The following is a 12,042-nucleotide window of genomic DNA, read 5'->3' as shown; positions in this document are numbered from 1 at the left end:
GCCCTGCCATGAAGGCCCCTTTTACAGGTCTGCGCAAACGCGCAGAGGGAAGCGTGCAGCCTTTTTTCGCGCTGATCGTCGGGCTGTTGCTGATACCTGCTGCGGGGGCGGTGACATCGCAGTCCTTTAAGGTCAGCGCGACCATTGTACCGGGTTGCGCGGTGGCCACCGGTAGCGGGGGGCTTCTCGGTACGCTGGATTTTGGCACCCATAACGGGGTGGAAAGCGCGCCAGTCAGTACCAGCTTTGTGCCAAACGGGGCGTTGTCTATCGCCTGTACGCCTGGCGTGGCGCTGAGCATGAGCATTAATGGCGGTCAAAATTATTCATCCGTCCGTCGGATGAAGCGGTCCGGAGGAACAGAACTGGTGCCGTACCGGCTCTACAGCAGCAGCTCGCTGGCCGCCAACAGCGAAATTGGCGTTAACCAGGCAATACCGGTGACCTATACCAACAGTAATAACATCGCGCTGCCGCTGTTTGGCGTGGCGCTACTGACCGGCTTTAGCCCGGCAGGAACCTATACCGATCAGCTCACCGTGACCTTGTCATGGTAATAAAGGGAGAGAGTCGATGAAGCCATTGTTCCGGCAGTTGTGTCTGGCGGGTGTTTTATCAGGCGTCGCGGCCACAGGCGAGGCGCAGGCGGCGGCCACCATTCTGCTCTGGCCCATCGATCCCTGGCTTGCCGCAGATGCCAACGCCACGGAGCTTTGGATCCAGAACCAGGGAAACAGCGCAACGACGATGCAGGTGCGTATTGTGCGCTGGAAGCAGGAAGGGGGATACGAACGCTACAGCGCGCAGCAGGACGTGGTCGCCAGCCCGCCCATTGTCACCATTCAGAAAGGCAATAAACAGCTGATTCGCCTTATCAAACAGAGCGCAGTCCCTGTCGGGGTCGAACAAGCCTACCGCATTATTGTTGATGAAATTCCCCAGCCCGACGCGAAAGCCGAACCCTCCATCGGCCTTAAATTACAGATGCGCTATTCCATTCCGCTGTTTGTCTACGGACAGGGTATCCCGACCCTTAAAGAGGGGGCGCATCATGCCCTGGCCGAGACCCGAAACCTGAGCTGGCGCGTGACCCACGAGGGAGGACAGCCTGCATTACAGGTACGTAATCAGGGGGATGTGCACGTCAGATTAAGCCAGGTGTCACTGGAGCAGGGCGGACAGAAACGCACCGTAGCGGAGGGATTACTGGGTTACGTCCTCCCGGGTAGCACCCGCAGCTGGCCAATACCCGCTGGCGTTCGTCAGCCGGACCGGATGAGCGCGCAGATTAATGCCAGGGATGAACAATGGCAGTCGACGCCCGTCAACTGAAGCCGGCAATGATGCTACTGCTTTGCGTCAGCACCACAACCTGGGCCGATCCCGGTGACGACAGTTTACCGCCGCCTCCTCAGGCGCAGGCGGTAAATGATGAGGCGGTTTTCCAGCTTGCCCTCGTGCTCAACCACTACGACACCGGTCTGGTGGTACCCGTGACGCAACGTAACGGCGCTTTCTTTATCTCCAGCGCCGATTTGCTGCGCGCGGGGCTCCCCCCGGAGCATGTGCCCGCCGGCGAGGTGAATCTCGCCTCACTGAGTCAGGTTCGTGTGGCGTATGACAGTGCCGCACAGCGCCTGTTGCTGACCGTTCCCCGCGACTGGATCAGTGCCCGGGTGACGCCTTTCAGTGCCCAAACGGCGCAGACCAAACCGCACTATGGGCGCGGGGCGCTGCTGAATTACGATCTGTATACCAACCACACGGAACATATCGGCGGTCAGGCGTCGCTCTGGCATGAATTCCGCTACTTCAACGAGAACGGCTCGTTCTCCTCCACCGGCTACGCCCGGAAAAATTTCACCGGAAACGACGGTCAACAGGAAGGGTATGTTCGCTATGACACGACGCTGCTGATAACCCGTGAGGATGACGCGACCACCTTGAGCGCGGGGGACGTGATCAGCAATGCCCTGAGCTGGACCTCCAGCGTGCGGATGGGCGGTATTAGCTACGGACGTGATTTCTCCCTGCGCCCGGACCTGGTGACATGGCCGCTGCCGGAGTTTTCGGGTGAAGCCGCGGTGCCTACCTCGGTGGATCTGTTTATCAACGGCTATCGCTCTGGCTCAACCCAGCTTCAGCCTGGCCCCTTCACCCTGACCAATCTGCCCTATATCAACGGTGCCGGGGATGCGGTGCTGGTCACCACCGATGCGCTGGGCCGTCAGGTGAGTACCACGCTACCGTTTTATGTCACCAGCGATTTGCTCAAACAAGGGCTGAGTGACGGCGCCGTGACGCTCGGCAGCCTGCGCCGTAACTATGGCATCAGGAATTTTGACTACGGTCCTGCTGCCGGTAGCGGCTCGTATCGCTACGGGGTGACCGACTGGCTGACGCTGGAGGGCCATGCGGAAGGGGCGCAGGAGCTGGCGCTGGGCGGGGCAGGGACGGTGATCAAACTCGGCCAGTTTGGCGTAGTGAACACCTCTTACTCACAAAGCCGCATGCGCGGAGACAACGGCGGGCAAATCAACTGGGGTTACCAGTACAATACCAGCGAGTTCAGCGTGGCCACCCAGCACACGCGTCGCGATCGCGGTTTTGGCAATCTTGCCCTTTATGACCAGCCGACGGTCTATGACGAAAACGACAAACCCATCGCCAGCTTTAGCCGCAATACGGACCAGTATTCCCTGACGTTTAATATGGGGCAGTACGGCAATATTGGCGCGGCCTGGATCGGCGTAGAGAGCTTTGACGGCCAAAAAACGGAGCTGCTGAATCTCTCGTGGAGCCGAAATCTGTGGGGCGCAAGCAGTATTTACCTGGCCGGCAGCCGGGACCAGCAGCGGGGGGACTGGACGGTTGCGCTCTCGCTGCAGGTGCCGCTGGGCGCACGCGACAGCGCTGCCGTCACCGTTGAGAACACCCCGGATGCGGGCAGCACGCAGCGGATTAACTATAACCACTCCATGCCTTCTGACGGTGGTTTTAGCTGGAACATGGCCTGGGCAAATCAGTCAAAATCCAGTGATTATCAGCAGGGTACGCTGGGCTGGCGCAATAACAACATCGAACTGCAGGGCGGTGGCTACGGCGAAAGAGACACCATGACCTGGTGGGGCGAGGCAATGGGCGCGATTGTCCTGATGGACGGAGAGCTGTTTGCGGCGAACAAAATCAACGATGCGTTTGTGGTGATCAGCACCGACGGTCATCCGGACGTGCCCGTCAGCTATGAGAACCAGCCCGTGGGTAAAACGAATAACAACGGTTACCTGCTGGTCAGCGGGGTGTCGGCGTATTACCCGGCAAGCTACCGGATTGATACGCTGAATCTGCCTGCGGATACCCGGCTGAAAGAGACAGAGCGGCGGATTGCCATCCGTCGTCACAGCGGTTATCTGGTGGATTTCCCGATGGAGCAGGAGAGAGTGGCAAGCGTCATTCTACATGATGCGCGCGGGCAAGCGATTCCGGTTGGAAGCCAGGTGCGGCGAGCCTCGCGCAGTAATGCGGTGGTGGGCTATGACGGGATCGCCTGGCTGGAGAATCTCAGCGACGTCAATCCGCTTGAGGTGATCACGCCTGCCGGGAAGCGCTGCACGGCGACCCTGAACGTGGGGCCTAATCCGCAGCATAAGCTGCAAACCTACGGTCCGCTGGTGTGTCGGGAGGGCCCGTGAAACGCTGGCTGCTGTTGATGCTGCTGCTGTTCTCCTGCGGGGGCTGGGCGGCGTGTACCATCAGTACGGTCAATGCCTCGTTTGGTAGCGTCACGTCGTTTGCGCTTAGCGGCACCGGGGAGGTGGAGACCACCGGTACGCTGGTGGTGGCATGCGATGCGGTACTGAATGTTCTGACCAACGATTCGGTGACGTTGAATTACACCGCGGCGTCGGTTTCGGGCAACAGCCGCGCCAACCTGAAACGCACCGACGACACGAGTATTACGGATGTGATCCCCACCCGGCTGTGTGGATTATCGGGTTGTGCGAGCAGTAGCGAAGTGCAGATAAGTAAATCGTATACCTGGAGCGGTAACACCCTGCTGGGGTTGCTTGGCTCAAAGCGGTACAACATACCGCTCTATTTTCGCACCGTCGCCGGGCAAAACGTGACGGCCGGGCCTTACCAGGTGCTGTTGACCTTCAGCATCAATTACAACGTCTGTGCCGTCGGTCTTGGAAGCCTTTGTACGTCTCCCCAGTCGGGAACCGCAACAACCAGTATTCTGCTGAACATGACCGTCACCAATGACTGCAGCGCCATGACCACGCCGGACGTGAACTTTAACAGCGCGCCGCTGGTGCAAAGTTTCCCCACCGTCTCGCAGGCCATTGCCGTGACCTGTACTAAAGGCAGCACCTACACCATTGGCATTAATAATGGTGCCAACGCCCTGAACAACGTACGGCGTATGGTGAGCGGCAGCAACTTCCTCAGTTATGACATTTATAAAGAAGCCACCACCAACCGCTGGGGCGGCAGCGGTGCCGAACGCTGGACCAGCGCGACCGCGTCCCAGGTCAGCACCGACGGTTTACTGCGCACCTACAACTACACCGCGAAGGTCCTGACCAGTCAGACTACGCCGCCCGCTGGCACCTACACCGATACGCTGATTGTTGACGTCGCGTTTTAGTCCACGCTTTTCCCTTTCGCAAATGTAAAGTTCCTGTGGCCTGTGCCGATAACACCGTTAATAAATCTATGAGAAGGTGTTGTATGTTGAACCGTATCCGCGTTGTCACAATGCTTATGATGGTGCTGGTCATTTTCGCACTACTTCAGCTTATCTCCGGCGGGCTTTTTTTCTCGTCATTAAAACAGAACCAGGACAGTTTCGCCGCCTCGAACGATCTTCGCCTGCAGCAGAGTGAACTCACCTCGACGTGGGATCTGATGCTGCAAACGCGTATCAACCTGAGCCGCTCGTCCGCGCGCATGATGATGGACCCTAACAATCAGCAGAGCAGCGCGAAGACCGATCTGTTGAAAAATGCCCGCGCCACCCTGGCTGACGCCGCAAAACACTACGCCGCCTTCAAACAGATCGCGCCGCAGCCTGCTATGGCGCAGGTTAGCCAGAATATTGATGAAAAATACACTGCCTACTTTGCTGGCCTGACGGAGCTGATCCAGTTCCTGGAGAGCGGCAACATGGACGCCTATTTCGCACAGCCCACGCAGGGGATGCAAAACGCACTCGGCGCCGCGCTCGGGGAATATGCGAAGGCCAGTGGCGATCTGTATCACTCGGCCTTTACGGAAAGCCAGAATGACTACCGCTTTGCGAAATGGCAGATGGCGGCGATGGCGCTGGCGCTGGTTATTGTCCTGGTCGCGGTGTGGTACGGCATTCGCCACATCCTGCTGAATCCTCTCGGTCGCGTCATTGCCCACATTCGTGAAATTGCCAGTGGCGATCTAACCAAAACGCTGGCCGTTTCCGGGCGCAATGAGATTACCGAACTGGCTAACAGCGTTGACCATATGCAGCGTTCGCTCATCGATACCGTCGCCAACGTGCGTAGCGGCACGGATGCCATCTATACCGGCACCAGCGAAATTGCGATGGGGAATAACGATCTCTCATCCCGTACCGAGCAGCAGGCGTCCGCGCTGGAAGAGACCGCTGCCAGCATGGAGCAGCTCACCGCAACCGTGAAGCAGAACGCCGATAACGCCCGTCAGGCCTCTCAGCTGGCTGAAAGCGCCTCCGAGACGGCGCAGCGCGGCGGCCGCGTGGTGGATGGCGTGGTGAAAACCATGCACGAAATTGCCGACAGCTCGAAGAAAATCGCCGACATCATCAGCGTCATCGACGGCATCGCCTTCCAGACCAATATTCTGGCGCTGAACGCCGCCGTGGAAGCGGCGAGGGCGGGTGAGCAGGGTCGCGGGTTTGCGGTGGTTGCCGGGGAAGTGCGCAACCTGGCCAGCCGCAGCGCCAACGCGGCGAAAGAGATTAAGGCCCTGATTGAAGACTCCGTCTCCCGCGTGGATACCGGCTCGGTACTGGTGGAAAGCGCCGGGGAGACCATGAATGACATCGTGAATGCTGTTACCCGCGTAACGGACATCATGGGTGAAATCGCCTCTGCATCTGATGAGCAGAGTCGTGGTATCGACCAGGTTGCCCTGGCGGTATCGGAAATGGATCGCGTGACACAACAAAACGCCGCGCTGGTGCAGGAGTCCGCGGCCGCGGCCGCTGCACTTGAAGACCAGGCGAGCCGTCTGAAGATGGCCGTCTCGGCGTTTCGTCTCGCTTCACTCGCTGGAAATACGGTCACTGCGCAAGCCACGTATAAAGCGCCTGCCGCCGAATCGACGGCAACTCGCCTGCGTGCTGCACCGACCGGACAAGATGAAAACTGGGAAACATTTTGACTGACAATTAAACCGCGGCTGCTTGCCGCTTGATGGGAGCGTGGATGTTAAATCGTATTCGTATCTCGACCACACTGTTTTTGATTCTGATCCTTTGCGGTGTGTTGCAGGTTGGCAGTAACGGGTTGTCTTTTTGGGCGTTTCGCGATGGCTATCAGAATTTGCAGGAAGTTGAGGCGAGTAATCAGCAGCGCTCCGCACTGGCACAAACGCGTGCCGTGCTGTTGCAGGCAAGCACTGCGCTGAACAAGGCAGGCACCTTAACCGCGCTGAGCTATCCGCCGGATGACATTAAAGCGCTGATGGCCACCGCGCGAAGCAGCCTGAAACAGGCTGGCGCACAGTTTAACGCTTTCACGGCGCAGGCGGCGGGCAGCGAGAAAGAGCACGCGCTGAAAGCCGCCATGAAGAAGAACTTTGAACAGTGGTACAGCGATCTGGACCACCAGGCGACCTGGCTTGAGAACAACCAGCTCTCGGACTTTATGACCGCGCCGGTGCAGGCCTCACAGGATGCGTTCGACGGCAGCTTTAACGCGTGGCAGCAGGATATTAACCAGTCTGTTCAACGTGCAGAGGAAGACAGCCGTATCAGCTATCACATGTCGGGTGTGATCTTTGGCGTCGTCGTGATTCTGGCGGGGCTACTGACCGGTGGGGCACTGCTCTGGTCACGCAAAATGATTGTGCAGCCGCTGGCGATTATCAGCAGCCACTTCGACAGTATTGCGAAGGGCGATCTGGCGCGTCCGGTGGCGGTGTTCGGTAAGAACGAAATTTCGGCGATCTTTGCCAGCCTGAAGGCGATGCAGGGTGCCCTGCGGGAAACCGTCTCCGATGTGCGTCAGGGCAGTTATGCCATGCACACCGGGATCTCAGAGATTGCGGCAGGCAACAACGATCTCTCTTCCCGCACCGAGCAGCAGGCGGCCTCGCTGGCGCAGACGGCGGCCAGCATGGAGCAGCTGACCGCGACGGTCAGCCAGAACGCCGATAACGCGCGTCAGGCGTCTGACCTGTCAAAACAGGCGGCAATGACGGCGAAAAAAGGGGGCGATCAGGCCTCTCACGTTGCCAGCACCATGCAGGAGATTGCCACCAGCTCGCAAAAGATTGGTGACATCATCAGCGTGATCGACGGTATCGCGTTCCAGACCAACATTCTGGCGCTGAATGCCGCGGTAGAAGCGGCGCGCGCCGGTGAGCAGGGGCGTGGGTTTGCGGTCGTGGCGGGGGAAGTGCGTAACCTGGCCAGCCGCAGCGCCAACGCGGCGAAAGAGATTAAGGTCCTGATTGAAGAGTCGGTATCACGCGTCCAGCAAGGCTCAGCCCTGGTGGATACGGCGGCGCATACCATGCATGAGATCGTCACCTCCGTCACGCGGGTTAACGACATCATGGGCGAGATTGCGTCTGCGTCGGACGAACAGCGTCGCGGCATTGAGCAGGTAGCTCAGGCCGTCAGCCAGATGGATCAGGTGACGCAACAGAATGCCTCGTTAGTTGAGGAAGCGGCAGCGGCAACCGATCAGCTGGCCAGCCAGGCGGATCGTCTCACCGGACTGGTCGCGGTATTTAATGTGAAAGAGCACGTTGAAGCAGTAACAGAAGTCGGGCGGTCGCAGGCCGTGCCAGTTGTATCCTGAATGTAATTAAGAAGGCGCTATGACATCACCAATGCCCCCTGGGCAAACGTCATTATTGTTGCAGATGACACAGCGCCTCGCGCTGTCCGACGCGCATTTTCGTCGGATATGTCAGTTAATCTACCAGCGTGCAGGGATCGTGCTTGCGGATCATAAGCGGGACATGGTCTACAACCGTCTGGTGCGGCGCTTGCGTACGCTGGGGCTGGATGATTTTGGTCGCTATCTGAGCATGCTCGAAGCCAACCAGAACAGCGCAGAGTGGCAGGCTTTTATCAACTCGTTAACCACTAACCTGACGGCCTTTTTCCGCGAAGCCCACCACTTCCCGGTACTGGCCGAGCACGCGCGGCGTCGTATCGGGGAGTATCGCGTCTGGAGTGCGGCCGCCTCGACCGGTGAAGAACCGTACTCGCTGGCAATCACACTTGCCGACACGCTTGGGATGGCGCCCGGGCGCTGGAAGGTTTACGCCAGCGATATCGACACCGAGGTGCTGGAGAAGGCGCGCAACGGCGTGTATCGCCAGGACGAACTGAAAACGCTGTCGCCGCAGCAGTTGCAGCGATATTTCATGCGTGGGACAGGCCCGCATGAAGGCCTGGTACGCGTACGCCAGGAGCTGGCGAATTGCGTCGAATTCGCGCCCGTTAACCTGCTGGACAAGCAGTACAACGTGCCGGGGCCATTCGACGCCATTTTTTGCCGTAACGTCATGATCTATTTTGATAAAACGACGCAACAGGACATTCTGCGTCGGTTTGTTCCGTTGCTCAAGCCTGACGGTTTACTGTTTGCCGGGCACTCGGAAAACTTCAGCAACCTCGCGCGAGAGTTTAGCCTGCGTGGGCAAACGGTATATGCGCTGAGTAAGGAAAAAGCATGAGTAAAATCAGGGTATTGTCTGTCGACGATTCAGCGCTGATGCGTCAGATCATGACTGAAATCATCAATAGCCACAGCGACATGGAGATGGTAGCAACGGCGCCCGATCCGCTGGTCGCGCGGGATTTAATTAAAAAATATAACCCCGACGTGCTCACGCTGGATGTCGAGATGCCGCGCATGGATGGCATCGATTTCCTGGAGAAATTGATGCGGCTGCGGCCGATGCCGGTGGTGATGGTCTCCTCCCTGACCGGGAAAGGATCGGAAATCACCCTGCGCGCGCTGGAGCTGGGGGCGGTAGATTTTGTCACCAAACCGCAGCTCGGTATTCGCGAGGGGATGCTGGCGTATAGCGAGATGATCGCGGAGAAAATTCGTACCGCATCGCGGGCAAAACTGGCGGCCCATAAGCCAATGGCCGCCCCGGCAACCCTGAAGGCCGGCCCGTTACTCAGCTCGGAAAAACTGCTGGTGATTGGGGCGTCAACCGGAGGAACAGAGGCAATTCGTCATGTACTCCAGCCATTGCCGCTTTCAAGTCCGGGTATTCTGATTACCCAGCATATGCCGCCAGGCTTTACCCGCTCGTTCGCCGAACGCCTGAATAAGCTGTGTCAGATCAGCGTGAAAGAGGCGGAAGACGGCGAGCGAGTGCTCCCGGGACATGCCTATATCGCCCCGGGTGATAAGCATATGGAGCTGGCGCGCAGCGGTGCAAACTATCAAATCAAAATTCATGACGGACCGCCGGTCAACCGGCACCGTCCGTCGGTGGATGTGCTGTTTCATTCGGTGGCGAAACATGCGGGGCGCAACGCCGTTGGGGTGATCCTGACGGGGATGGGCAACGATGGTGCCGCCGGAATGCTTGCAATGCACCAGGCTGGCGCCTGGACGATTGCGCAGAATGAAGCAAGTTGTGTGGTGTTCGGCATGCCGCGCGAGGCCATCAATATGGGTGGCGTGAGCGAAGTGGTCGATCTTAGCCAGGTAAGCCAGCAGATGCTGGCGAAAATCAGTGCCGGACAGGCAATACGTATTTGACTCAGGAGTATTATTTTATGGCGGATAAAGAGCTTAAGTTTTTGGTTGTGGATGACTTTTCCACCATGCGTCGCATTGTGCGCAACCTGCTGAAAGAGCTGGGCTTCAACAACGTTGAAGAAGCAGAAGACGGCGTTGATGCGCTGAACAAACTGCAGGCGGGTGGGTTTGGTTTTGTTATCTCCGACTGGAACATGCCAAACATGGACGGTCTGGAGCTGCTGAAAACCATTCGTGCCGATGCGGGAATGGCGTCCTTGCCGGTTCTGATGGTCACCGCAGAAGCGAAAAAAGAGAACATCATTGCTGCTGCACAGGCGGGCGCAAGCGGCTATGTGGTGAAGCCATTCACCGCGGCAACCCTGGAAGAGAAGCTCGGTAAGATCTTCGAGAAACTCGGCATGTGAGGTGATGGAAATGTTGCAACCTGCTATGAAACCCGTTGAAGAACACTCGCCGAGCGATATCATCGTCCGTATTGGCAGTCTGACGCGCATGCTGCGTGACAGCCTGCGTGAGCTGGGTCTGGATCAGGCGATTGCGGAAGCGGCGGAAGCGATTCCTGACGCGCGAGATCGTCTGGACTACGTTGTGCAGATGACCGCCCAGGCGGCAGAACGTGCGCTGAACAGCGTTGAAGCGTCGCAGCCCCATCAGGATGCGATGGAAAAAGGCGCGAAAGCGCTGACCCAACGCTGGGACGAGTGGTTCGAGAACCCGATCGAGCTGGCGAATGCCCGTGAGCTGGTGACCGATACCCGTCAGTTCCTGGGGGATGTGCCGGGCCACACCAGCTTCACCAACGCCCAACTGCTGGATATCATGATGGCGCAAGATTTCCAGGACCTGACGGGTCAGGTGATCAAGCGCATGATGGATGTGATTCAGGAGATTGAACGCCAGCTGCTGATGGTTCTGCTGGAGAACATCCCGGAACCGGCAGCCCGTCCAAAACGCGAGAACGAAAGCCTGCTCAATGGCCCACAGCTCGACGCCAGCAAAGCGGGCGTGGTGGCAAGCCAGGATCAGGTTGACGATCTGCTGGACAGCCTCGGCTTCTGATTGGTGCCGTTACCCTCAGGTTGCCTGCGTAACCTGAGGGTCTGTTCTAGCGCAGATCCATCTTCACCGTGACGTTTCCTTCGAAGCTCCCCGGTGCGGGCGTGGCATCCGTGGTGCTGACGGGAACCGCCTGTATTTTAACGCTGCCGTTTCCCTGCTCGTCCAGATTTACTGGAAATGCATAAGTCCCATCCAGCGCCACGTTCTGGCTATTTTCGTCGTACACCCGCACGCCCAGATCGTCCCTTTCAAGCAGCTTAGCAATGTAGGGCGTACTGCTATCCACTATGCCCTGGTCGGCCGTCAGGGTGAGCTTTATCCGGTCATTATTACCAACGGCGTTATCGTCACAGTGGTAGTTAATATCGACGCTTTTTAGGGCATAGCCCTGAGGCGGTTGCCCTTTGCGGGTAAACTGTTTACTGACGATGCTGCCAAACTGGACTTCAATCGTGCTGCCTGCGTTGATGGTGCAGCTCAGCGGTGCAGAAAGGGTGCCGCCAAACCAGATATCAGAGACATGTTCTGCCTGAGTGGCGTCGCAGCTTCCACCGGTGCCAATATAAAGGCAGGCGTAGTTTTGGGCGATGAGCGTCGCCGGGATCACCTCTTCACCCAGTATCGGTTTTTTTATGTGCAGCAGCACGGCCACGACGTTCCAGCGAAACTTGCGTTTCGATGCGGCACCACCGTCAGGCCGGGAGTCATTGCTGCATACGTCGCTTTCTTCTTCTGTTTTGGACAGGCTCGATTCGAGCACGGTAAGCATATTTCCCCGCGGGGTCGGGTACTCATTGATCGGGATTGGGGTGAGCGAGCTGCCGTCCGGGGAGTTAATCGCATCCGCATAGCCAGTAATGTGGGCATCAATTTTATCCGTAAGATAGCCAGTACCGCTGGTGCCGGGGTTAAGGGGGCTGCCAGCCAGGGTTTTTTCGTAGACGGTGCTTGACGAAAACATGTTTCCCGGGCACGTGCAGTTTGCTTCCAGGTCGGCACC

At 58.1% G+C, this 12,042-nt stretch carries 11 protein-coding genes; 10 read left to right on the top strand and 1 reads right to left on the bottom strand.

Annotated elements, in window-relative coordinates:
- Positions 1-8: 8 nt before the first annotated feature.
- The 10 genes from ACMGGM_RS04575 (at position 9) to cheZ (ending at position 11,042) form a co-directional block, all read left to right on the top strand.
- Positions 9-557, top strand: coding sequence for a spore coat U domain-containing protein (locus ACMGGM_RS04575; RefSeq protein ID WP_032636170.1), 549 nt, complete (start codon positions 9-11; stop codon positions 555-557).
- Positions 558-573: 16 nt separating this feature from the next.
- Positions 574-1,332 (top strand): molecular chaperone, encoded by a 759-nt coding sequence (locus ACMGGM_RS04570; protein ID WP_014884347.1) that lies wholly within the window; start codon positions 574-576, stop codon positions 1,330-1,332.
- On the top strand, positions 1,308-3,692 hold the full coding sequence (locus ACMGGM_RS04565) for a fimbria/pilus outer membrane usher protein (RefSeq protein WP_414149122.1): 2,385 nt from the start codon (positions 1,308-1,310) through the stop codon (positions 3,690-3,692). The genes ACMGGM_RS04570 and ACMGGM_RS04565 overlap by 25 nt, the downstream gene beginning before the upstream one ends.
- Complete coding sequence (locus tag ACMGGM_RS04560) at positions 3,689-4,651, top strand: spore coat protein U domain-containing protein (protein ID WP_014884345.1); 963 nt, start codon at positions 3,689-3,691, stop codon at positions 4,649-4,651. The genes ACMGGM_RS04565 and ACMGGM_RS04560 overlap by 4 nt, the downstream gene beginning before the upstream one ends.
- Positions 4,652-4,734: 83 nt before the next feature.
- Positions 4,735-6,402 carry a methyl-accepting chemotaxis protein II gene (tar, locus tag ACMGGM_RS04555; protein ID WP_063943289.1) on the top strand — a complete coding sequence of 556 codons (1,668 nt, stop codon included), beginning with the start codon at positions 4,735-4,737 and terminating at the stop codon, positions 6,400-6,402.
- Between the two features lie 44 nt (positions 6,403-6,446).
- A complete protein-coding gene (gene tap, locus ACMGGM_RS04550; protein ID WP_063943287.1) occupies positions 6,447-8,048 on the top strand; it encodes a methyl-accepting chemotaxis protein IV in 1,602 nt (533 codons plus the stop codon).
- Between the two features lie 19 nt (positions 8,049-8,067).
- The gene (gene cheR, locus ACMGGM_RS04545) at positions 8,068-8,934 is read left to right on the top strand and encodes a protein-glutamate O-methyltransferase CheR (RefSeq protein ID WP_045135366.1); all 867 of its coding nucleotides are present in this window, start codon (positions 8,068-8,070) and stop codon (positions 8,932-8,934) included.
- Entirely contained in the window at positions 8,931-9,980 is a 1,050-nt protein-coding gene (locus tag ACMGGM_RS04540) for a protein-glutamate methylesterase/protein-glutamine glutaminase (RefSeq protein ID WP_014884341.1), read from the top strand. Before cheR ends, ACMGGM_RS04540 begins: the two co-directional genes overlap by 4 nt.
- Positions 9,981-9,997: 17 nt before the next feature.
- Positions 9,998-10,387: a chemotaxis response regulator CheY gene (cheY, locus tag ACMGGM_RS04535; protein ID WP_000763862.1), complete on the top strand. Its 390-nt coding sequence runs from the start codon at positions 9,998-10,000 to the stop codon at positions 10,385-10,387.
- Between the two features lie 10 nt (positions 10,388-10,397).
- On the top strand, positions 10,398-11,042 hold the full coding sequence (gene cheZ, locus ACMGGM_RS04530; protein ID WP_014884340.1) for a protein phosphatase CheZ: 645 nt from the start codon (positions 10,398-10,400) through the stop codon (positions 11,040-11,042).
- A gap of 46 nt (positions 11,043-11,088) precedes the next feature.
- Here cheZ and ACMGGM_RS04525 read toward each other — a convergent pair whose 3' ends face one another.
- Positions 11,089-12,003, bottom strand: a complete 915-nt coding sequence (locus tag ACMGGM_RS04525; protein WP_226856234.1) for a fimbrial protein — start codon at positions 12,001-12,003, stop codon at positions 11,089-11,091.
- Positions 12,004-12,042 lie beyond the last annotated feature (39 nt).

The sequence above is a fragment of the Enterobacter sp. BNK-14 genome (assembly GCF_047456095.1).
Lineage (GTDB): Bacteria > Pseudomonadota > Gammaproteobacteria > Enterobacterales > Enterobacteriaceae > Enterobacter > Enterobacter kobei.
This window is presented reverse-complemented; position numbering and strand designations above follow the sequence as displayed.